Raw genomic sequence first — 22316 nt, forward strand, 5'->3', positions numbered from 1 at the left:
CCGTTCCGGGCAGACGTGCGAGCCGAGCACGGCGTGGTTGCGGGCCGTCACACGTGGGACGGCAGTCGTGGAGGCCTTCCGGGACTTCACGCGGGCGGCCACCACCGTCCTCCCGGGCAGCGGACGCCCCGAAATTCTCGGCTCCCACGACGACGAGCCGATACCGTCGGCCCATGAAGAAGATCCCGACCCTGTTCCTCCGCGACTTCGACGCCCGTCCGGCGTACGTCATCCCGGAGGTCGACCCCCGGTGCCGGTGGGTGATCGATGGTGAGGGCACGGCCACCAGGAAGTACGACGGCACCTGTGTCCGGCTCGACCGGACCGGCCGGTGGTGGGCTCGCCGCGAAGTCAAACCCGGCAAGCCCACGCCACCCGACTACGAGACCATCGGCTCCGACCCCGTCACCGGCAAGACCGTCGGGTGGGAGCCGGTCGCCCGGACGGCCTTCGCGAAGTTCCACGCCGAGGCCCTCGCCAACAGCGGCGCCGACGAACCGGGGACGTACGAACTCCTCGGCCCGAAGATCAACGGCAACCCGGACGGCTTCGCCGTCCACGTCCTGATGCCTCACGGCTGGTCGACCCCCTCCGTCCGCCAGGACTACGCCACCGCCCCCCGCGACTACACCGGCCTCCGCCGGTGGCTCCACGCCCGCCCGTACGAGGGCATCGTCTGGCACCACGACGACGGCCGCATGGCCAAGCTCAAGGCTCGGGACTTCCCCACCTGACCCACGCCGGGCACGCCCCGCCCCGAGTACCGGGGCGGGGCGCATCCGTGTCCGTCCACGGCGTGGGCATCCCTCTCACGCATGTGCGCCGCTCGGGAAGCCCGGTGGACTGCGCGGACACGTCCGGGACGTTCGGGCCACCGCCGAGTCTCCAGCCGGACACGTCGCGCACCGAGTGCGGCAGCTGCGGCAGGTCGCGCACGGCGGTTCGTCATGCCGATGACCCCACCGCCCGCGCCGGACGAGGGGCGGCCCGACGCCGGGACCGTACGGCGCCGGCCGGTTTCCGGTCAGCCACCGCATCCGCCCTGGTGGTCCGTCAACCCGCCTGCGCGTAGCGGCTGGAGGGGCGAGCCAGGCCCAAGTGGCCGCGCAGCGTGGTGGAGTCGTACGCCGCACGGAATGCCCCGCGTCGCTGCAGCTCCGGGACCAGGCCCCGGGTGATCGCCGTGAGGTCGTGCGGCAGGGTGCCCGGGCGGAGGCGGAAGCCGTCCAGACCGGTGGAACGCCAGTCGAGCAACAGGTCCGCCAGTTCCGCGGGCGTGCCGGTGAAGATCTTGGCGTCGGAGGCGAACACGGACCCGGCCGTCTCGTCCAGACGGGCCTTGCGCCGGGCCGCGGCGCCCGGTTCGTCGTCCAGGAAGACGACGAGGTCCGCGAAGGTCCGCAGTGGGCGGTCGCTCACGTCCCGGCCGGTGCGCTCCACCGCTTCGGCCACCTGGGTGATGATCGCCGCCGTGCCCGCCCGGTCGTGCGGGGTGATGGCGACGACGTCCGAGCTGAGCGCCGCGAACTCGTACGGCGTGGTGGCGTGCGCCAGGCTCACCACCAGCGGCTGCCCCTGGGGGGTGCGCGGGGTGATCGAGGGGCCCTTCACGCTGAAGGTGGTGCCCTGGAAGTCGATGGGGTGGACCTTGTCACGGTCGAGGAAGCGGCCCGTCGCCGCGTCCCGTATCTCCGCGTCGTCCTCCCAGCTGTCCCACAGCCGCCTGGCAGCCTCCACCACCTCGGCGCCCTCCGCGAAGAGGGTGCGCAGCGGCCGGGAGATCAGCTCCGAGTCCGTCACGTCGTCCTCGGTGAGCTGGGGCGTGGTGCGGCGGCCGAAGTGGGCGGCGTCGGCCGCGCGGGACGATATCTGCGGGCGCCAGCCGGCCCGCCCCCTGCTCGCGTGGTCGAGGGTGGCGATGCCGATGGCGAGGTGGAACGGCTCGGTGTGGGTGACGTTGGTGGTGGGGACCAGGCCGATGTGGGTGGTGAGCGGGGCCAGGTGGGCGGCGAGCAGCACCGCGTCGATGCTCCCCCTGACCTGGTCGGTGCGCTCGTCGGGGAGGTGGAAGGCGGCGGACTGGAGGCCGAGGGCGTCCTCGAAGGTGACGAAGTCGATCAGGCCGCGTTCCGCCTCGGCGACCAGGTCGGCCCAGTAGGCGGCGTCGAGCAGCTCGCCGGGCCGGGCACCCTCCTCGCGCCAGGCCGCCGGGTGCCAGCCCGCACCGTCGAGCGCGACGGCCAGGTGCAGCGGGGCGGTCCGGCCGCCGGGGGTGCCGGAGGCGGCGGTCGTGCCGGTCATGCGGAGGTCTCCTTCTGGTCGCGCAGGGGCTCGTCGCGTCGGGGCTTCCCGGGTCCGCCCCATCCGGCCGGGCGGGGCGCGGCGGACAGGCCCAGGTGGTCCCGGAGCGTGGTGCCGGTGTAGTCGTCGCGGTGGACGCCCTTCTCCTGGAGGATCGGCACCACCTGGTCCACGAAGTCGTCCAGGCCCCCCGGGGTGAGGTGGGGCACGAGGACGAAGCCGTCGGCGCCCTCCGTCTGCACGTAGTCGTCGATGGCGTCGGCGATCGTCCGGGGGCTGCCGACGAAGGTCTGGCGGCCGCCGATCTCGATGACCAGCTCCCGGATGGAGAGGTTCCGCTCCTCCGCGAGCTTGCGCCACTGCCGTGCCGTCTCGGCCCGGCCCTTGCGGAAGACGGAGTGCCCCTTCAGGAGGTGCGCCTCGTCCGCGGGCTCGATGTCGGGCAGCGGCCCGTCCGGGTCGTACCCGGACAGGTCGCGGCCCCAGACCGCCTCCAGATGGGCTATCGCGGTCTGCGGACTGACCAGTTCGCGGCTGATCTCCTCCGCGTAGGCGGCGGCCTCCTCGTCGGTGTCGGCGACGACCGCGTTGGCGGTGGGGAGGATCAGCAGGTCCTCGGGGCTCCGGCCGTACGCGGCCAGACGCCGCTTGACGTCCCGGTAGAAGTCCCGGGCCACGTCGATCCGGTTGTGCTTGCTGAAGATGACCTCGGCGTCCGAGGCCGCGAACTCCCGGCCCGCGTCGGACTCGCCGGACTGGATGATCACCGGGTGGCCCTGCGGGCCGGGCGGGGTGGTGAACCGGCCGGAGATGTCGAAGTGCTGCCCCCGGTGGGCGAAGCTGCCGGCCCCGGGAGCGATGAACTCCCCCGTCGCCGCGTCGGCCTTCAGGTCGCCCTCTCCCCAGCTGTCCCACAACTCACGGGTCGCGCTGAGGAATTCGGCCGCCCGGGTGTAGCGGTCGGCTTCGTCGAGGAACCCGCCCCGGCGGAAGTTCTCGCCGGTGAACGCGTCGTAGCTGGTGACCACGTTCCAGGCGGCCCGGCCGCCGCTGAGCCGGTCCAGGGTGGCGAACCGGCGCGCCACCTCGTAGGGCTCGTTGAAGGTGGCGTTGACCGTGGCGGCGAGGCCCAGGCGCGTGGTGACGGCGGCCAGGGCGCTCAGCATGGTCAGGTTCTCCGGGCGTCCCGCGATGTCCAGGTCGTAGACCTGCCCCTTGTGCTCGCGCAGCCGCAGCCCTTCGGCGAGGAAGAAGAAGTCGAACTTGCCGCGTTCGACGGTCTGCGCGAGCCGGATGAAGGAGTCGATGGATATCTGGCTCTCGGAGCGCGGGTCCGACCAGACGGTCACGTTGTGGATGCCGGGCAGCTGCGCTGCGAGATGCACCTGTTTCTTGGGGGCGGCGGGCACGGTGCGGTCTCCTCCTGCGGATTCCGGCGGCGGGACGGTGGGTGGAAAGGGAGGTGGGGGGTGGGGCGGTGACCCTCAGAGAGTGCCTGAGCCGGACGGGATCTGCACAGACCGACCGGCCCCACTTCACAAGGTGTTCATGCCGTGGCGACAGGCGCCGGGGAGACGTACCGCACCCGGTTCTCGAAGGCGACCCCGTGGCTCTTCACGTCGATGGCGATGCGGTCGCCGTCGGCGATCCGGAACCCGTCGTGGAAGCTGGCCTCGTCGGCGCCCAGGAGGATGTAGTTGACCAGTCCGGGCCGCCGTACCGCCGGGAACGTGAACAAGTGGTCCGCCATGTCCTGCACCCGGTAGTAGAGGGCGTCGTCGCCGCAGTCGAACGGGCCCTCCCAGGCAGTCGCGCCGTCCCGGACGATGGTGACCCGGCCGGTCACCGTGCGCGGCGGCGGGCCGAGGAAGAGCCACGGGGTGAGGGCGGTGTCGCACAGCTTGCAGTACGGGTTGTAGCCCGGGTCCTGCCGGTGCAGGCCGATGTCGCACAGGTCGTTGCCGAAGGTGTAACCGGCGTAGTGCGGTGTGCCGTCGGCGTCGTTGACGTAGACGAGGGCGACCTCCGGCTCCTCGATGAGGGCGACCGGCCGCGCGGGCACGTCCAGGTCCTCACCGGGCAGCTTCACCCAGTCGCCGAAGCCCTTGAAGAACCACTTGGGCGGGGTGAACGGGGCGTCGTCCGGAGCGGTTTCACCGCCCCACTTCTTCTTGTGCGTGCCCATGAAACCGCTGAGCAGGGCGTTGCCGGTGGCCTGCGGAAGCAGGGGCGGCAGCAGCCGCAGATCCGGGTCCCCGGCGGTGACGACGACGGTCGCCGCACCCTCGGTGAGGGCGGCCCGCAGGGACTCCTCCGAGCCGTCGCCGGCGATGAAGGCGGCGGCGACCTGGCCGTCCTCCACCCGGTACAGGGTCAGCTGCGTGCCGTCCTCGGGGTGGCCGAAGCCGACATGGCGTTCGCCGTTGTGGAGGGCCTCGAAGAGGACGGGGAGGTGGGAGTGGGGCATCGGTGACTCCTTCGGTAGGTGGGTGGTAGTGGTCGCATCGGGGTGTTCGCAGGTGTTCAGGGATGCGGGGCGAGTGCGGGGACCCGCACGCCCGCGAGGTCGGCCAGGACCTCGTCGACCCGGTCGACCGATCCCCGTATCCACGGCAGGGCGAGCGGGTCCGGCGCCTCCAGGGCCGCCGTGCGCTGTTCGTCGGTCTCGCCGTAGAAGTGGCTGGTCGCCGCGCGGATGCGCAGCGGGCGGCCGGGCTCCCCGAACGCGGTGGCGGGGAGGACGCCGACCCCGTACCGCTCGGAGAGCAGCGCGGCCAGTCCGTCGCCACCGTGCACGCCGTGGGCCTTGGCCAGGTGCTCCCGCAGGTGCTCGAAGTCCGGGTAGAGGTAGCAGGTCGCGGAGACGGGGGCGAGCTCCGCGCCCACGGCGGTGAAGCGGGCGGCGACCGCGCGCACCACCGTCTCGTGCAGCCGCCGGCTCGCCGCGACGCGCTCGGTGACCTCCGGCGGCTCCCCGAACGCCCACGCGGCCGCCGTCTGCACCGGCGCGGGCGGGCTCGACCAGATCTGGCTGGCCACAGCGACGAGCCGGGTGTGCAGGGCGCGCCCCAGCTCGCTGTCGGGCAGCCGCGCCACCCCCGTGCGCCAGCCGCCGAGCGCCAGGTTCTTGGTGAGGCCGCTGGTGACGACGGTCCGCTCGGGGGCGTGCAGCGCAGGGGAGACGGCCGGTTCTGAGCTGTCGAACACCAGGTCGCAGTAGATCTCGTCGGAGACGATGACGAGGTCCAGCTCGCGGGCCGCCTGCGCCAGCCGCCGTACGGTGGCGGCCGACGCGACCGTGCCGGTCGGGTTGTCCGGCACGGTCACGACCACCGCACGCGGGTGCTGCCCGGCGGCCCGCGCGTCGGCGACCGCCTCGCGCAGCCGGTCGGGGTCCGGCACCCCGCCCTGCCCCGGCAGGATCGGCACGGGGATGGGCCGGGCCCCGACCAGCCGGGCCTGGGCCGCGTAGCTCACCCAGCTCGGCACCGGCACGATCACGTCTCCGCCGATGGCCAGGAGCAGGGCGAACAGCAGCGACTTGCTGCCCGGCCCGGCCACGACGAGCCCCGGGTCCACGGCCAGACCGCGCCGCTCCCAGTACCCGGCGACGGCGGTGCGCAGGGCCGGGCTTCCGGCGACGGATCCGTACGCGTTCTCGTCGGCTGCCGCCGCGAGCCGGTCCCTGAGCGCGGGGAGCACGGGCAGGCCGATCTCCCCGCTGGCCATCGACAGGACCCGCTCCCCGGCCCGGCGCCGCCGGGCCAGGGCCTCGTCGGCGGCGAGGGTCGCCGACATGGTGACCGGTGTGGGTTCGGGCATGACAGCTCCAGCGATCGGTGGGTGCTCGACGGGTACGGGGGTCAGGCGGGGGTGGGCGTGGCGTACCGCTCCCGTAGTTCCGCCTTGCGGACCTTGCCGGTCAGGGTTTTCGGGAGGGCCGGGAGGAGTTCCACCCGGTCCGGCAGGAAGCGGGCGTCGTGGCCCGCCTCCGTGACCCGGGCCCGGACCTCCTCCAGCGTGGGGCCCCGGCCGCCGCGCGGGACGACGACGGCGACGATCACGTTGCCGGGACCCTGGCCGGCGGCCGTTTCCAGACCCACCAGCGCGGCTTCCACGGCCCTCGGGTGGCTGCCGATCACCGCCTCCAGTTCCGTCATCGGCGCCACCTGACCGTCCCGCAGCACCGCGTCCCGGGCCCGGCCGATGATGCGGATGCCGCCTCGGCCGTCGTCCCGGGCGAGGTCGCCGGTGTCGAACCAGCCGTCCTCGCCCAGCTCGGCCTCGAACGCCTCGGGGCGCCGGTGGTACCCGAGCGCGAGCGAGGCGCCACGCACCTTGAGCCTGCCGACAGCGACCTCGGCCGCCGAAGCCCCGTACGCCTCCGACGTCTCGATCCGGGTCTCCATGGCCTCGATCGAACGGCCGTTGCTCCGTGCCGCCCAGCCCTCGGGGTCCTCGGGCCGCGTGGTGGTCACGGGGCCGGCCTCGGACATGCCCCACAGGGAGTGCGCGCGGGCGCCGAGCGTCTCGTGGACCTCGTCGGCCAGCTCCTCCAGGACCGGCGCCGAGCCGATCACCACATGCCGCAACGTGCTGGTGTCGCGCCGCTCGGCCCGCTGGGAGGCGGCCACATCGGCGAGGGTGGCCGGCGGCCCGTACAGCAGGGTCGCGCCGTAGCGCTCCACCAGGTCGAGCAGCGCCTCGTTGCGGCGGACGTCCTGGAAGGCGACCGTGCCGCCCAGCATGACGCCGGCCAGGACGCCCTGGGCGAAGCCCGAGTAGTGGACGAGCGGCGTGGAGACCGCCGCCACCCAGCCCTCGCCACGGCCGCTGCCGTCGCCCTCACCCGCCCCGAACGCGTCGACGTATCCGCGTACGGCCGCGTGCACCGTGTTCTGGCTGTGCAGCACCCCCTTCGACAGGCCGGTGGTGCCGGAGGTGAACAGCACCACGAACGGGTCGTCCGCGCCGAGCGCCAGACCGTCCAGCCGGACGGCGGCGCCCTCCTGTTCTTCCCGCTCCCGGGCCACGAAGTGCTCGTGGAAGAGGAGCGCGCCCGCAGGCGGCAGCGGTCCGTCCACCACCAGCACGTGCTTCAGAGAGGGGAGTTCGTCCTTGAGACGGGTTGCGATCTCCGCCAGCGGGGTGCCCGACCACTCGGGGAGGGTGATGCACACCCTCGCTTCCGTGAGGCTGAGACGGTGGCGCAACTCCTCCTCGGTGCAGATGGGCGAGATCGGGATGATGACCGCGCCGACCCGGATCGAGGCGAAGATCAGCGGCACCATCTCCCACCGGTTGGGGAGCTGCACGGCGACGAAGTCACCGCGCCCGACGCCCAGTTCGAGCAGTGCCAGCGCGAACCGGTCGGTCAGCCTGTCCAGTTCGCCGTAGTCGAGCGTGTCGGTACGGGACTCCGCGACGCGCCGGCCCGCGACGGCCAGCCGGCGCGGGCGCAGGCGGGCCTGGCGGTGCAGGTCGTCGAGGAAGGTCTCCTCCCGCCACCAGCCACGGCGGCGGTACTCGGCGGCACGTCGTTCGTGAGCTCCGGACGGCTGTTCGGATGCGGCCCCCGCGGCGGCGGTCGGCCGCTCCCTCGCCGCCGTACTCATCAGCGCTCCTTCCGGCGGGCCGCCAGCAGCTCGGGCAGCGGGTTGCCCGCCCGCGAGGCCGCGATCTCCAGCAGGTCGCGGGTGTTCTGCCGGACCCGGTCGCCGACCCAGTCGAAGACCCACGCCTTGCGGGCCTCCGCCTCCAGGTCGAACGGGACGACCCGGGTGACGGCCAGGGCCGCCGAGGCCGCGCCGCCTATGTTGGCGATCACGCCCGGGACCAGCCCGGCCCCGGACGCGGCCACCTTCTCCTTCGCCGCCGCACTCGAGGCGAGGTTGGCGCCCTCGACCACCAGGCCGGCCCGCAGGCGGTGGGCGTTCTCGGCGTTGATCGCGTACTTCTGCGCCGCCAGGATCAGGATGTCCGCGTCCACGTCGAGCCAGGCGTCGGGTTCACCGGAGAGCTTCACGTCCTGCGGCAGCCGGGTGCGGTCGATGGCCCCGAACTGGTCGGTGATGGCGACGAGGTCGGCGACCGGCAGCCGGTCCGCGCTGATCGTGCCCCGGATGTCGGCGATGCCCACGATGACGTGCCCGCGGTCCTCCAGGAACCGGGCCACCGCCCGGCCCACCGCGCCGAAGCCCTGCACCACGACCCGGGCGGACCCGGTGCGGCCGCTCGCCTCCAGGGCGGTGATCGCGGCGACCCCGACCCCGTGGCCGGTGGCGTCGATGAGGGGCTCGTAGTACGTACGCCAGTCGATCGGCATGTCCGGGGCGCCGAGCCGGTAGCGGGGGTCGTACTTCGCTTCCTCGAAGAAGACGGCCCGGTCGGCGGGGGTGACTCCCATGTCGATGCCGAGGTGGATGCCGCCGTGCAGCAGTGGCTTCACCGTGCGGCCGAAGGTGCGGAAGGTCTCCTCGCGGCTCGCGCCCTCCGAGTTGGTGCCGTCGGCGACGATCCCGGCCTTCGCGCCACCGATACGGAGTCCCGCCAGGGTGAACTTCTCGGTCATGTCCCGGGCCAGGCCCGCGACTTCCTCCTCGGTGACCCCGGTGGTCATCCGGGTGCCGCCCATCGCCAGGCCGTCGACGAGCGTGTCGACGACCACCCATCCCTTGATGGTGCCGCCGCTGCCGTTGAGGTGGACGGTGAGGGCGGGGTCCTGCGGTTCTTCCACTGCTGCACTCATGGTGAGGTCCTTGTTCTGTCCGGATGTACGAGGGGGGTGCGCATACGTAGGGAGGTCGCGTACGTAGGGCGCTCGGGTCACTGGTAGAGCTGGGCGAAGGCGCGCAGGATCTCCAGACCGTCCTTGCGGAACTCCAGGTGGGCCTGGGCGCCGTGGATCCGGCCGTCGTCCGAGCGCAGGAACTCCACGGGCGCGTGCTCGGAGCGGCCGATGGATCGGTAGCCCGCCGGAGCCTCCTGGAGGTACAGGGTGTGCCGGTGGAAGACGGTGACCGTCGGCTTCACGTAGGTGAACAGCGGTTCCTCCGTGTCGACCTGCACCTCGTAGCCGCCGACCCGCTGCGGCCCCTCCGCGAGGCGTCCGCCGGCCGCGACGGCAAGGATCTGCATGCCGCCGCAGATGCCGAAGACCGGCACGTCCGCGGTGGTGACCAGGTCGATCAGGGGCTTGTAGAAAGTGCTGTCGTACGCGCGCACCTTGGTGCCGCTCAGCACGATCGCCTGGTAGCGGCCGTCCACCCGGCTGGGGACGGACGAGGCGTCGACCGCCTCGGTGTCCGAACCCAGTTCCTCGAAGCGGGCGCGGAGTTGTCTGAGGGAGAGCGTTCCGTTGTTGACGACCAGCACGCGGGGCCGGCTCATTCGCTCGCTCCTGTCGTATCGGCGGCGGCCGGGACGCCGGCCTCGGTGATGACCGTCCCGGTGGAGCCGTCCAGCAGGTCCGTCACGGCGGCGCTGCCGATGACGACCCGCTCGACGCCGTGCTCCAGGGCCTCGCCCGCAGCCCGCAGCTTCTTGCGCATGCCTCCCTTGGCACCCTTGTCGCGGAAGGCGGCCGCGTCCTCGGCGCTGATCCGGCGGACCGGCTCCCCGTCGATCAGCAGGTGGCCGACGTCGGTGACGAGGACCAGGTCGCGGGCTCCGGTGGCCCCGGCGATCGCGGCCGCGGCCCGGTCGGCGTCGGTGTTGACCTCCTGGCCGGCCGCGTTCCGGGCGAGCGGGGTGACGAGGTAGGCGTGGCCCGGCTGGAGGTTCTTCAGCGGGGCCGGGTCGACGCCGGTGATCGGGCCGACGAGGTTCTCCAGCTCGACCAGCTGCTTGTCCCGCCACCACCACCGTTCACCCTCGCCCGCGCTGACCAGCCCGTCGCTGCCGAGCAGCCGCTCGGCGGTGATTCCGCGGGCCTCCAGCCGGCCGAGGACGTCCTCGGCCAGCACGCCGCTGACGGTCTTGATGTCGTCGATGACCTCGGGGGTGGTCCACCGGCTCTGGTTGCCGTACCGGTCGCGCAGGATCGCCGTCGGTTCGCTGTAGCGGGCGTCGAGCTTCCGGAGCGGTTTGGACCAGCCGTGGACGAGGACCAGCGGACGGTCACGGCCGTGGCGGGCCAGGTCGTCCCACCAGGTGCCGTCGAGGTCGTCCAGGCAGCTGCCGCCGAGCTTGACCACGGTGGGGACGGAACGCTGCGCGCTCATGCCGGCATCACCGGCTGCTGCGTCAGCCCCGTCTCCTCCGGCAGGCCGAACCGCAGGTTCGTCACCTGCACGGCCTGGCCGGCCGCCCCCTTGACGAGGTTGTCGAGCGCGGCGAGGACGACGATCCGGCCGCCCTCCTCGTCCAGCAGCACCGTCACGTCCGCGTAGTTGGAGCCGAGCACGACCTGTGGGTCGGGCACCGGGATCCGCGTCTCGTTGTGCCGCCGCACCCGGACGAACGGGCGGCCCTTGTAGAAGCGCAGATAGGCCCGATTCAGCTCACGCTGGTCCACCTTCTCGTCGGTGAACACGTACGAACTGGTCAGCAACCCGCGTACGTTGGGGACGCCGTACGCCGACATGGACAGGTTCCCGATGGTGCCGGGCTTGCTCCGCTCCAGGAAGTCACCGACCTCGGCGGCGTGCCGGTGCCCGGTCGGGGAGTACGGGGCGATGGCCCCGGCCCGGAACGGGTGCAGGTCGGAGGTGCGCAGCTGGATGCCGCCGCCGCTCGACCCGCTCTTGCCGTCCACCACCACCGTCTTGAGGTCGAGCCCGAGGCCGAGGGTGAGCGGGGCCAGGCCCAGGGTGATCGCGGTGGCGTAGCAGCCGGGCAGCGAGATCAGTGCCGCGTCCTTCAACTGGTCGCCGATCAGCTCCGGCACGCCGTAGACGAAGCGATCGGCCAGGTCGGTACGCCGTTTGACCTTCGGGTACCAGCGGTCGTGCAGCTCCGGAGTACGGATGCGGAAGGCGCCGCTGAGGTCGACGATGGCCGGGATGCGGTCGGCGAGCAGCGAGGACAGCTCGGCCGAGACCGGTGCGGGGGTGGCGAGGAAGAGGACGTCGACCTTGTCCACGACGTCTTCGGTGACCGGCTGGATGGTCAGGCCCCGGTCGTCGCGGAGGCCGGGGTGGAGCTCGGAGGGGCGGCGGCCGATGTGGGAGGAGCCGCCCAGGAAGGTGAGTTCCAGGTCGGGATGCTGGGTGATGAGGCGGATGAGTTCGCCGCCGGCGAGCCCGGAGGCGCCGACGACTCCTGCACGGATCATGCGAGTAGCTCCTGCACGTAACGGCCGATGGCGGAGGGGATGTCCGCTCCGGTGGCGGAGGCCACGGCCCGGAAGCCGGGGGCGTGGTTGACCTCGTTGACGACGTAGCCGTCGGGGGTGGCGAAGAGGTCGACCCCGTAGATCCCGGGCCCGAGCACGTCCACCACTCCGTCGACGATCTTCAGGACGTCGGGGTCGTGGGCGACCGCGCGGTTCTTGTTGCCGAGGGCCGCGTTGTTGCGCCAGTCGCTGCCGCCGCTCTCGAACTCCGCGGCCCCGATCAGCTCCCGTCCCACGACCAGGCACCGTACCGAGCTGCCGCCGAGGTAGGGCTCCACCACGCTGGCCTGCTCGAAGGCGTGCGCCAGGTCCTCGATGTAGTCGTACACGGAGTGGGCGGTGTCGGCGTGCCGGATCAGCGTCACCCGCTTGCCCATCCCGCCGAAGACGGGCTTGAGGACGAGCGGCAGCGGCAGATCGGCGAGCGCCTTGTCGAAGTCCTTGCGGGAGAGCACGAGCCGGTGGTCCGGCACCGGCACGCCCGCCGTCCGGAGCAGGGCGCGCAGGGCTGCCTTGTTCTCGCAGGCGTGGATGGCCCGGGCGGTGTTCAGCGTGGGGACGCCTGCCGCCTCGGCGAGGGTGGCGATCAGCCCGCCGCGGGTGTAGCTGCGGCTGCGGACCAGCAGGGTGTCGTACCCCTTGATCGCCGGGGCGTCCGGGTGGCCGAGGGAGAGGGACTCGTCGTTGACCCAGTCCAAGCGGAGGCCGAAGGCCGGGGCCGCCTCGATGAGCAGGCGTTCCTCCCAGGCGATCCGGTCCGCGACGAGCGCGACGGCGCGGGGGGCACTCATCTCACTGGCCCCAGTCGCGCAGCTGCATCTCGACCATCTCCAGCGTCAGCCGGCCGTCCTCGACGGCCTCGACGCGGAGGGTCAGGAGGCATTCGGGGCAGGAGAGGGTCTCGCCCAGGGTGACCGGGGGGACGGTCAGATCGGTCTCGCACTCGGGGCATACGCCGGTCAGGGTGGCGGTGGACATCTTCAACTCCGGTGGAAAGTGGGAATGTCAGGGGGTGGGGTGGGTCAGGCGGGGAGGGGGCGGAAGTCGATGGCGGCCTTGCGGATCGCGTCCCGGTCCAGGAGCGGGCGGCCGTCCCGCTCCTGCCGCTCGGCCAGCCACGGGGTGAAGGCGTCGACGTCGACCTCCAGGCCCGAGTCGGCCAGGGCCCAGCGGACCAGGGCGGTGGTCAGGCGGCTACGGACCCGCAACTCGCGTCGGTTGCCGACGAGTTCGGGGGCCAGTGTCTCGTAGGCCACGGGGTGGCTCAGCTGGCCCGGCAGTTCGTACGCGAAGGCGTGCGGCGTGGTCGGTCCGGATTGGAAGGCGTCCCCGAGGCCGGCGCCCCTGAGTGCGATCCGGGACAGCTCGGTGAGGTGGGTGAGGTCGAAACGGGTGTCGCCGTGGATGACGCGCAGCGAGGTGAGCAGCTCGGCCAGCGGGGCGTTCCCGCCGCGCTCACCGATCCCGCCGACGGTTGCCGAGATCCACTGGGCGCCCGCCCGCACGGCGGCCAGGGAGTTGGCGACGGCCATGCCCAGCATGTTGTGCGAGTGGATCTCGATCTCGGAGCCGTCGATCGCGGTGATGTCCGCGATCACCTCCTCCATCTGCCAGGGCGAGAGGTACGCGACGGTCTCCGCGAGCCGGAACCGGTCGGCCCCCGCCGCGAAACCCGCCTCCACATAGGGGACGAGCCGCTCCCTGGGCGTGCGGGCTCCGTCCTCGCCGCTGAACGTGACGTGGAAGCCACGCTCCTTGGCCTGGGTTATGGCCGAACGCGCCAGCGCCTGGAGGAACTTGGGGCTCGCCGACTCCAGCTTCAGTTGCGCGTGCTGCTCGGAGGTGGGGATGGAGTACATGATGTGGCGGACGCCCAGCCGCTCGGCCTCGTCCAGTGCGCGGGCGACCTGGCGGCGGTCGCGTACGACGAGGAGCGACATGCTGCGTTCGGGGGTGATTGCCTCGTGGGTGGCGAGGACCAGGTCGGCGTCCTTGGAGTCCGGCCCGGAGATCATGCCCACCTCGACGAGCTCGACGCCCGTCCGTACGAGCAGGTCCGCGATGGCTGCGGCGTCCTCGGGGCCGAACTCGACACCCGCCATGTGCGCGGAGTCCCGCAGCGTCGCGTCGGATATACGGGGCGGCCGCTCCAGTTTCGCGGGTCCTTCTGCTGCCATTCCCTCTGCTCCTCATCTTCCGAAAAGGGGGCTGTATTTCGCTGATCCACATCCTTCGCTGCCCGGGCGGGAGGGGGCAATATCTTTCGCGTCACGGCTGTGTGGCGGACTGTCAGGGAATGTCAAGAAGGAAAAGGAGTGCAAGGGCGGCGTGAGCCGGTGCCAAATATGGGACGACAGGCGTCCGCCGTTTTGATGCGGGTCCTACTGTGACAGCCATGGATCTCTTCTCACTGCCCCGGCTGGGGGTCGTCGTACCGCCGGAGAACCCCACGGCGGAACCCGAGTTCAGTCATCTGCTCGGTGCCGGCATGAATGTGTACACCTCCCGGTTCCCGGTCACGCCCGGCATCGGGCTCCGGGCGATGCTGGAGACGTACAACGAGGTGCTCCCCGAGCTGCTCGGCAGCTTCGGCGCGCTGCGTCTCGACGCCACGGTGGTGGCGTGCAGCGCGTCGCACTACCTGCTGGAGCCGGAGGGCGACCGGGCCTTCTGCGACGAGCTGTCCGAGCGCGCCGGCTTCCCCGTGCAGTCCTCCACGCAGGCGATCCTCGCGGCCTGCGAGGCGCTCGGGGTGAGGCGCCTGACGCTCGTCTCCCCGTACCAGCCGTGGCTCACCGACACCTCCCGCGCCTTCTGGGAGCGGGCCGGGCTCACGGTCGACGGGGTGGTGCTCGTCCCGGCGGAGGAGGCCGCGACCCCGGGCGGGGACGCGCACTACGACCCGTACGAGGTGACGACCGGGGTGATCCTGCGGCGGATACGGGAGCAGGAGCTGCCCCCGGACACGGCCCTGCTCTTCACGGGCACGGGTATGGGCACACTCGCCGCCCTCGAGGAGCTGGCCGGGTGGGAGCCGCACCGCACACTGCTGACCTCGAACCTGGCGTCGGCCTGGTGGGCGCGGCGCGTGGTGGGGGAGAAGGGCGAGGCGCATCACCCGCTGCTGCGGCGGCTGGAGGGCGCGGCACTCTGACGGGGAGGGCCCGGGGAGCACGGCCGTACGCTCCCCGGGGCCCGCACCGCGGGTCCGCTCAGCCTGCGGACGATTCCGGCATCCGCCAGGCGTAGCCCATGCGGTAGCCGACGCCCCGGACCGTGATAATCCAGCCGCTGGAGCCGAGTTTCGCCCGGAGGCTGCTCACATGCGTGTCGATCGTACGGCTGGTGTGCCCCCAGTCGCTGCCCCACACCCGGGCCATCAGCTCTTTTCGCGTGACGACCGTCTCGGGGGTGGCAGCCAGGGTGTACAGCAGCTCGAATTCCTTCGACGTGACGCCGACGAGCCGGTCGTGCAGCCGCACTTCCCGCAGATGCGGATCGATATGGAGATGGCGCAGGGTAATCGCGGCCGGAAGGGCCTGCTGCGGCTTCGTGCGCCGCAGTACCGCCTCGATACGGGCCCCGAGTTCCCTGAATCCCCAGGTTTTCACCACGCAGTCGTCCGCACCCGCGTGCAGAACGAGGACCCGCTCCAGTTCGGCGTCGGCATCGGTGACCGCTATCAGTGCAGTGTCTCCGCCGTTCCGCAAGGCTCGGCACAATTCCAGTCCGTCGATATCGGGCAGCTCCAGGGAGAACAACACCAGATCCGCTTCGCCGTACACCCGCAGAGCATGCTCTCCGGTGGAGACGCTGCGGGCGGCGAACCCCTGCCGCCTGAGATCGCTCACCATGGCCGCTGCGGCGGAGGTGTCCTGCTCCACCACGAGTACCTGTCTCACGTGCCCACCCTTTCTCCTCGGTCACACGTCAGTCGGGGATGCCGGAGAGCGCGGCGGCCGGGGCACGGGGCGGCGCCTGTGCCGGCGCGGGGGTCCTCCCGGGAGCGCAGGCCAGGCGGCGGTAGACGTAGGCGGCCGAGGCCATGGTCATGTGGTGGTGCCAGCCGGGGAATGAGCGCCCCTCGAAGTCCACGACGCCGAACTGCTGGCGCAGCGTCGCCATCGTCGTGAGTGCGGCGGTGGGGCTGCGCGCCAGCCGGAGGACCTCGTCCACCCGTCGGTCGGTGAGCGTGGTGAGCCAGTACCGGGACGGTTGCCGCCCGTCCGGGTCGGGCCGTTCCAGGATGCGGTACGGGCGTGTGCCCACGTCGTCGCCGATGCCGGGTCTCGGCGACCCCACCGTGCCCGAGTAGGTGTGGACCGGGAGGGCCCGGACGCGGCCGTCGGGGGTCTGCTGGAGCAGGACGTGGGTCTGCCGGGCGTGCCGCAGCTCCATGAGCGCGCTCACGGCGGTCACGACAGGCGGTAGCTGCCCGGTGGGGAGCACCAAGTGGTCCGGGTGGACCTCGCACACGACGTCGGCCCGCTGCCGGGCGAGGCCCGCGAGAACCCCGGCCGCAGCGTCGCACCGGGTGAGGTCGAGCACCCACGGGACACGCGGGAGTTGCGGCTGGGCCGCAGCCTCGGCGGCGTACCCGAGGACATGGTCGGCGGGGGTGCGGCCTGCCTCGGACCCGGGGATACGCGCACGGCGCCTGCGCTCCCGGTCCGTGTCCCACGTACCGCCGAGCACGAGGCTCCAGCCCACCGGGTAGCACTGGGTGCCCGAGACGAGGAAGAAGACCAGCGCGCGCTGGCAGTTGACGGTGCGTCCGGTGGCGGGGTCGAGGCGCCGGTGCACGCCCACCGAGTGCTCGCCGCGCTTGGGGATGATGAGTTCCGCGACGGTCCAGGCGTGCGGTGTCGTGCGCGCGGCGACCCATCGGGCGAGCCGGCGGCGTACCGGGGTCCAGTCCCACGGACTCGCGTTGATGAACTGGTGGAGACCGTGTGCCGCGGCCGAGGGCAGGGACTTCGCCAGTGCCATGCGGCGGGGTGTCTTCTTGCCCGCTACGTGGATCATGGCCCACAGGTATGCCTGGGCCCACCGGCGCTGCTCCGGCCGCTGGAACGCCCGGAAGATTTCGTCCAAGAACGTCTGCATGGACGCGCCGTCGCCCGGCGCCGCCGCGCGTACCTCACTTGACGACATGTAACGCTACGCCCCCTCGATACTGGTCATCGCTCGCACCCGAGTAGATACATGGCACATGAGTACGAGGTGAAAGTACCGTCCGGGACGGAGTTTGCCCGGTTCGGCCGCCGATTTTGCGAGTTCGCGGGCTGACCTGCGAAAACGCCCGTCGGCAGGGCGTAGCGAGGGGGGCGTACGCCGGGAGAGATCAGCTCCACCAGTGGTGGAGCCGCACTCCGGACCGGCCATGTGAAGTGTCAACAAATCATGAACATGACCCGGGCACGGTCCGGTGCACGGCTTCCGCGGCCGGAGACCGCGTCCGGGACGTATACGAGAGGCGACCGCCGGAGGAGGGGCGAGGGTGCCTCCGGCGGCCGATCGTCAGGCCGCCGGGACCGAAGCCTCCTCCGTCTCGGCCACCGGCCGGTGGGCGGGGAATCCGGCCTGCCGGGCGTAGAGCACGACCGCGATCACCGGCAGCAGGAGCAGCAGGACCGTCCAGGGGAAGGACTCGCTGCCGGCCGTGTCGAGCAGGATGCCGCCGACGATGCCCCCGCCCGCCATCGCGACGTTCCAGAGGGTGACGAGCATCGCCTGGGCCGCGTCGGCGGATTCGCCTCCCGCGTCACCGACCGCGGTCTGCAGCAGGGTGGGCACGCCACCCCAGCCGAGCCCCCACAGCACCGCGGCGACGTAGACGAGCGCGGTGGTGTCGGAGAGGACGGCCAGGAGCAGCGAGGCGGCGGCGACGAGCAGGGCGCCGCCGACGGTGAGGCCGCGCAGCCGCCGGTTGATCTGCGCGCCGACGATCCAGATGCTCGCCAGTGAGGCGGCGCCGAAGACGAGGAGGATCAGGCCGGTGGAGCCGCCCAGGCCCAGGTCGTCGAGGTAGGTGGCGATGTACGCGTACAGGATGGTGTGGGCCAGCACGAAGACCAGCGTGACGAAGAGGACCGGGGAGACGCCCGGGATGCGCAAGGTGGGAAGCAGCTTCGGCCGCTCGCCGCGCCCCTGGCCGGGGAAGTCCGGTACCGCCGCGAAGATCCACACCAGGAGCACCACCGTGAGCACCGTCATCGACAGGAACGCCACGCGCCAGCCGAGCCAGTCGCCGAGGAACGTACCGGCGGGCACACCGAGGGAGAGCGCGACGGGGATACCGGCCATGGCGATGGCCAGCGCCTTGCCCTGGAGGTGCACGGGGGCCATACGGCGGGCGTAGCCGGCGAGCAGGGCCCAGGCCAGACCGGCCGCGACACCGGCGACGAACCGGGCCACCATCGTCAACTCGTACACGGACGACACGGCCGTCACGGTGTTGGCCAGGGCGAACCCGCCCATGGCCGTGAGCAGCAGCTTCTTGCGTCGCCAGCCCGCGGTGGCCGCAGTGAGCGGAATCGCGGTCAGGGCGGTGCCGATCGCGTAGACGGTGACCGTCTGACCGGTCGCGGACTCACTCACCCGCAGGTCCTCGCTCATCGCGGGCAGCAGGCCGGCGGGGAGGGTCTCGGTGAGGCTGGTGATGAAGACGGCGGTGGCCAGGGCCAGCAGCGCGAAGAGCGGCAGCTTCTGCTGTCCGTCGCCTCCGTTCTTCGGGTCAGGTGCCGCAACGGCGGTGGGCGCCCTGTCGGGTGCGGTGCTCATGGGGTGTGCTCCAGTGTTCCGGAATGGAGGTGTGGGACGGTGGCGGGCGGGTGGGTGACGGAGGCGGCGGTGGTGATCCGGTGCGGCCGGCTCAGGGGCGGCCGAGTCCGCCGTCGACGGGCAGCCGGGCCCCCGTGGTGAACGTCGCTTCCGTGGCCAGGAAGAGCGCGGCGCGGGCCACTTCCTCCGCGGCGCCGAGACGTCCCAGCGGTGGCAGGGGTACGGTGCCGGAGCCCGGCACCTCGATACAGCCCGGGGCGACCGCGTTCACGCGGATGCCCCGGAAGGCGAGTTCGGCGGCGAGCGCACGCACGGTGTCGGCGCACGGGGTGGGGGCGGTCAGCACGACGGCGCCACCGTCCCTCAGGTGCGGCAGCAGGGGGCGCGCGGCGGGGACGGCGTCGGCGAAGAGGAGATCGACGCCGCCGGGAAGACAGGCGTCCCCGGAGCCGATGGAGCCTCCTCCCATGAGGGCCGCCTCGACGGCCGACGGGGTGACGACACGGGCGGCGGAGCCGAGCTCGGCGATCGCGAGCGCGCGCTCCTCGTCGGTGCGGGCGGTCAGCAGGACCGTCGCCCCGCCCTCCACGAGACGCTTGGCGATGGCCAGCCCGATACCGGTCGCCTCACCGGACACGAGGGCCGTTCTGTGCGCGTACTTGGTCATGGTTGCCGCTGCCTCCCGGGGTGCCTGTTCCTCGCAGGTGGAGCGGTGCCACCGGCGGGGACGACTCTGCGCCCGGGTGCTTCGGAAAACCTTCGGGAAAACTTCGGGTCGGCTGACGGCCGGGGCGCCGGTCCGTCCGACATGTACGGTGGCGGCTATGCGGTTTGGGGTACTCGGGCCACTGGTGGTGTGGGACGGCGAGGGGCGGGAGATCAAGGTTCCCGAAGCCAAGGTCCGTGCCCTGCTGGCGGACCTGCTCGCGAACGACGGGGGGCCGGTCTCCACCGACCGGCTCATCCACGACCTGTGGGGAGACACGCCTCCGGGCAGCCCCGCGGGCGCCCTCCAGGCCAAGGTCTCCCAGCTGCGCCGGGTCATCGGCCGGGACCGGGTGGTGCGCCAGCCCGCCGGTTACCGGTTGCGGCTCGACGACGGCGTCGGCGACGAGGTGGACGCCGTACGGTTCCGTGCCCTCGTGACCGAGGCCCGCCCCGTCCGGGACCCGCGCGCCCGAGCCGCGCTGCTCACGCAGGCCCTGGAGCTGTGGCGGGGACCGGCGTACGGGGACTTCGCGGACGGCCTGTTCGCGCGGGGGCCCGCGGAGCGCCTCGCGGAGCAGCGGCTCTCCGCGCTGGAGGAGCAGGCGGAAGCGCGCCTGGAGGCGGGGGACCACGCGCTCCTCGCCGGGGAGCTCTCCGGACTCGTCGCGCTCCACCCGCTGCGGGAACGCCTGCGCGCCGCCCAGATGAGGGCCCTGTACGCGGCGGGACGCCAGAGCGAGGCGCTCGCGTCGTACGAGGACCTGCGCACCCGGCTCGTGGGAGAGCTGGGGGTCGACCCGAGCCCCGAACTGGTCGCGCTGCACAGGGCGGTGCTGCGGCAGGAGCCGGGACTGAGCGTGCGGGCGTACGGGGCGTCGGCGGACGACTGCGCAGGGTCGGCGGAGCCGTCCCCGCAGGGCGCGGCGTCCACCACGGCCACCGCCCCCGCCACGGGTGCCCCGCCCACCCGAGCCCCCGTTCCTCCCCCCCAGTCCAATCTCCCGGTCCCCCTCACCCCCCTCGTCGGCCGCCGCCAGGCGCTCGGCGAGCTCTCCCAACTCCTCGCCGAGGCACGGCTGGTGACGCTCACCGGCCCCGGTGGCGTGGGCAAGACCCGGCTGGCCGTCGCGGCGGCCACCGTCGAACGGGCCGGCACCCGGGCCGGTGAACTGGCCGACGGGGTGTGGCTCGTGGAGTTCGCCGGCGTCCGCGCCGGCACGTCCGCCGACCTCGCCCAGGTCGTCGCGGCCACCCTCGGTATCCGGGACGACGCCCCCCGCCCCCCGCAGACTGCCGGCACCGGGGCCGCCTCCCTGCCGCACCGCCTCGCCGCCGCCCTGCGCGACCGCCGTACCCTGCTCGTCCTGGACAACTGCGAGCACGTCGTCGACGCCGCCGCCGAGCTCACCGAGCTGCTCCTGCGCACCGCCCCCGGGCTACGGGTCCTGGCCACCGGACAGGAGCCGCTCGGCCTGGCGGGCGAGACGGTGTTCCTGGTCGAACCCCTGCCACCCGCCGACGCGGTCCGGATGTTCATGGAGCGGGCAGCCGCCGCCACCCCCGGCTTCCCGCGCGACCCGGACGCCCTGGAGGAGCCCGAGCGCCGGGCCGTCGCAGAGATCTGCCGCCGCCTCGACGGCATCCCGCTCGCGCTGGAACTGGCCGCCACCCGCGTACGGGCACTGGGAGCGCGGGAGCTGGCGGACCGGCTCCACGACCGGTTCCGGGTGCTGACCTTCGGGCAGCGCGGCGCACCGGCCCGCCAGCAGACACTGCGGGCGGTGATCGACTGGAGCTGGGAGCTGCTCAGCGCCCCGGAACGCATCGTCCTGCGCCGCCTCGCCGCGCACAGCGACGGCTGCGACCTGGCCGCCGCCGAAACGGTCTGCGCGGGGAACGGCGTCGCCCGCGACGAGGTGCTCGACCTCGTCACCCGGCTGGTCGACCGGTCCCTGGTGGTCGTGGTGGGCGGGCCCATCGGCCCCCGCTACCGGCTCCTGGAGTCCGTCGCCGCGTACGCGACCGAACGCCTCCACGAGATGGAGGACCTCGCCGCCGTACGGGACCGTCATCTGGTCCACTACAGGGCCCTGGCCGAGCACGCCGAGCCGCAGCTGCGCGGTGCCGGGCAGCGGCCCTGGCTGACCCGGCTCGACGTGGAGGCGGGGAACCTGCGCACGGCACTCGACGAGGCGGTGCGCCGTGCGGGCGCGGGCGAACCGGACGAGGCGGTGCGACTGGCCACCGCCCTGGCCTGGTGGTGGCTGCTGCGCGGTCGCCTCACGGAAGCCCGCCGCAGCCTGGGGGCGGTGCTGGCCGCTACGTCCACCCGTTCCGCCCCAGCCGAACTCGTGCTGCTGCATGCCGCCTTCGCCCTGCTCACCGGGGACCACGCCGCGGCCGCCTTCACGGCGGACAGCTGCGGCCTCACCGCCACCGGCGACGCCGTGCCCGACCCCGTACGCCGGGCGCGGGCGCTGTGGCTCTGTGCGTACGGCCTGTTCAGCGCGGGCGACGCGACGAAGGGCGACGAGGTGAACACCCACGCGCTCACCCTGTTTACCGCCGCGCAGGACCAATGGGGCACCGCCGCCGCACTCGGTCTGCGCGCCACGCTCGCGCTGGTCTGCGGCGACCTCGCCCGCCTCGGCCGTGACGGGCTGCGCAGCGCCCTGATCTTCCGTGAACTGGGCGACCGGTGGGGCGAGTTGCAGACCGTTTCGCCGCTCGCCGCGCTCGCCGAGATCAAGGGCGCGTACGAGGAGGCGGAGCGGCGCCAGCACGAGGGTCTGCGCATGGCGAGGGAGCTGGGCCTCGAGGCGGAGGTGTCCGCGCGGCTCTCCGGCCTCGGACGGCTCGCCCTGCTCGCCCGCGACTGGGACCGCGCGCGCCACTTGCACGAACAGGCGCGCACCATCGCCGTCGAACAGGGCTACAAGTACGGTGAGATCCACTCCGAGATGGGCCTCGCCCTCGGCGCGCGCCGTTCGGGCGACCTGGAGGGGGCCGAGGCGTACCTGCTGCACCTCCGCGACGGCTACGCCGACGTCTCCTCCCGGGCGGGCGACCACCTGCTCCTGGCCGAGCTCGGCTTCGTCGCCGAGCTGCGCGGCGACGCGTGCGGGGCGGCGGCCCGCCACCTGGAGGGCCTGGAGATCGCTCTCGCCCTCGACGAGCCCCGCGCCCTGGC

The 22316-nt window shown here is 72.7% G+C and carries 19 protein-coding genes; 3 read left to right on the forward strand and 16 right to left on the reverse strand.

Annotated elements, in window-relative coordinates; all coding sequences use genetic code 11:
* The first annotated feature begins 173 nt into the window (after positions 1 to 173).
* Positions 174 to 734 carry a DUF5565 family protein gene (locus ABZ371_RS04490; protein ID WP_358673300.1) on the forward strand — a complete coding sequence of 187 codons (561 nt, stop codon included), beginning with the start codon at positions 174 to 176 and terminating at the stop codon, positions 732 to 734.
* 319 nt (positions 735 to 1053) lie between these two features.
* Here ABZ371_RS04490 and ABZ371_RS04495 read toward each other — a convergent pair whose 3' ends face one another.
* The 12 genes from ABZ371_RS04495 to ABZ371_RS04550 all read right to left on the reverse strand — a co-directional run bounded on the left by ABZ371_RS04495 (position 1054) and on the right by ABZ371_RS04550 (position 13812).
* Positions 1054 to 2301 carry an LLM class flavin-dependent oxidoreductase gene (locus ABZ371_RS04495; RefSeq protein WP_358673302.1) on the reverse strand — a complete coding sequence of 416 codons (1248 nt, stop codon included), beginning with the start codon at positions 2299 to 2301 and terminating at the stop codon, positions 1054 to 1056.
* Complete coding sequence (locus tag ABZ371_RS04500; RefSeq protein ID WP_358673305.1) at positions 2298 to 3710, reverse strand: NtaA/DmoA family FMN-dependent monooxygenase; 1413 nt, start codon at positions 3708 to 3710, stop codon at positions 2298 to 2300. Before ABZ371_RS04500 ends, ABZ371_RS04495 begins: the two co-directional genes overlap by 4 nt.
* Positions 3711 to 3847: 137 nt before the next feature.
* Complete coding sequence (locus ABZ371_RS04505) at positions 3848 to 4768, reverse strand: fumarylacetoacetate (FAA) hydrolase (protein ID WP_358673308.1); 921 nt, start codon at positions 4766 to 4768, stop codon at positions 3848 to 3850.
* Between the two features lie 56 nt (positions 4769 to 4824).
* Positions 4825 to 6123, reverse strand: a complete 1299-nt coding sequence (locus ABZ371_RS04510) for a pyridoxal phosphate-dependent aminotransferase (protein ID WP_358673311.1) — start codon at positions 6121 to 6123, stop codon at positions 4825 to 4827.
* A 41-nt stretch (positions 6124 to 6164) separates the two neighbouring features.
* On the reverse strand, positions 6165 to 7916 hold the full coding sequence (locus ABZ371_RS04515; RefSeq protein WP_358673314.1) for an AMP-binding protein: 1752 nt from the start codon (positions 7914 to 7916) through the stop codon (positions 6165 to 6167).
* Positions 7916 to 9049 (reverse strand): Glu/Leu/Phe/Val dehydrogenase dimerization domain-containing protein, encoded by a 1134-nt coding sequence (locus ABZ371_RS04520; protein ID WP_358673317.1) that lies wholly within the window; start codon positions 9047 to 9049, stop codon positions 7916 to 7918. Before ABZ371_RS04520 ends, ABZ371_RS04515 begins: the two co-directional genes overlap by 1 nt.
* A gap of 77 nt (positions 9050 to 9126) precedes the next feature.
* A complete protein-coding gene (locus tag ABZ371_RS04525; RefSeq protein WP_358673320.1) occupies positions 9127 to 9690 on the reverse strand; it encodes a gamma-glutamyl-gamma-aminobutyrate hydrolase family protein in 564 nt (187 codons plus the stop codon).
* The gene (locus ABZ371_RS04530) at positions 9687 to 10523 is read right to left on the reverse strand and encodes an acetylglutamate kinase (protein WP_358673323.1); all 837 of its coding nucleotides are present in this window, start codon (positions 10521 to 10523) and stop codon (positions 9687 to 9689) included. Before ABZ371_RS04530 ends, ABZ371_RS04525 begins: the two co-directional genes overlap by 4 nt.
* Positions 10520 to 11575, reverse strand: a complete 1056-nt coding sequence (argC, locus tag ABZ371_RS04535) for an N-acetyl-gamma-glutamyl-phosphate reductase (protein WP_358673326.1) — start codon at positions 11573 to 11575, stop codon at positions 10520 to 10522. The genes ABZ371_RS04530 and argC overlap by 4 nt, the downstream gene beginning before the upstream one ends.
* Positions 11572 to 12426: a RimK family alpha-L-glutamate ligase gene (locus ABZ371_RS04540; protein WP_358673329.1), complete on the reverse strand. Its 855-nt coding sequence runs from the start codon at positions 12424 to 12426 to the stop codon at positions 11572 to 11574. Before ABZ371_RS04540 ends, argC begins: the two co-directional genes overlap by 4 nt.
* A 1-nt stretch (position 12427) precedes the next feature.
* Positions 12428 to 12613, reverse strand: coding sequence for a lysine biosynthesis protein LysW (locus ABZ371_RS04545; protein ID WP_358673332.1), 186 nt, complete (start codon positions 12611 to 12613; stop codon positions 12428 to 12430).
* 44 nt (positions 12614 to 12657) lie between these two features.
* On the reverse strand, positions 12658 to 13812 hold the full coding sequence (locus tag ABZ371_RS04550) for a LeuA family protein (protein WP_358673335.1): 1155 nt from the start codon (positions 13810 to 13812) through the stop codon (positions 12658 to 12660).
* A 218-nt stretch (positions 13813 to 14030) separates the two neighbouring features.
* Here ABZ371_RS04550 and ABZ371_RS04555 point away from each other — a divergent pair, with 218 nt between their 5' ends.
* A complete protein-coding gene (locus ABZ371_RS04555) occupies positions 14031 to 14789 on the forward strand; it encodes an arylmalonate decarboxylase (protein WP_358673338.1) in 759 nt (252 codons plus the stop codon).
* A gap of 58 nt (positions 14790 to 14847) precedes the next feature.
* On the opposite strand, the gene ABZ371_RS04560 is transcribed toward ABZ371_RS04555, so the two are convergent.
* The 4 genes from ABZ371_RS04560 to ABZ371_RS04575 all read right to left on the reverse strand — a co-directional run bounded on the left by ABZ371_RS04560 (position 14848) and on the right by ABZ371_RS04575 (position 19085).
* Positions 14848 to 15537 carry a response regulator transcription factor gene (locus tag ABZ371_RS04560; RefSeq protein WP_358673341.1) on the reverse strand — a complete coding sequence of 230 codons (690 nt, stop codon included), beginning with the start codon at positions 15535 to 15537 and terminating at the stop codon, positions 14848 to 14850.
* Between the two features lie 28 nt (positions 15538 to 15565).
* Positions 15566 to 16741, reverse strand: coding sequence for a transposase (locus tag ABZ371_RS04565; RefSeq protein ID WP_358673344.1), 1176 nt, complete (start codon positions 16739 to 16741; stop codon positions 15566 to 15568).
* Between the two features lie 414 nt (positions 16742 to 17155).
* Positions 17156 to 18418, reverse strand: coding sequence for an MFS transporter (locus tag ABZ371_RS04570; protein ID WP_358673347.1), 1263 nt, complete (start codon positions 18416 to 18418; stop codon positions 17156 to 17158).
* Positions 18419 to 18509: 91 nt separating this feature from the next.
* On the reverse strand, positions 18510 to 19085 hold the full coding sequence (locus tag ABZ371_RS04575) for an SDR family oxidoreductase (protein WP_358673349.1): 576 nt from the start codon (positions 19083 to 19085) through the stop codon (positions 18510 to 18512).
* Positions 19086 to 19242: 157 nt separating this feature from the next.
* On the opposite strand from ABZ371_RS04575, the gene ABZ371_RS04580 reads away from it, so the two are divergent.
* The coding region (locus tag ABZ371_RS04580) for a BTAD domain-containing putative transcriptional regulator (RefSeq protein ID WP_358673352.1) at positions 19243 to 22316 on the forward strand (3074 nt) is incomplete at its 3' end.

The sequence above is a fragment of the Streptomyces sp. NPDC005899 genome (genome assembly GCF_040629645.1).
In the GTDB taxonomy this organism is placed as follows: Bacteria; Actinomycetota; Actinomycetes; order Streptomycetales; family Streptomycetaceae; genus Streptomyces.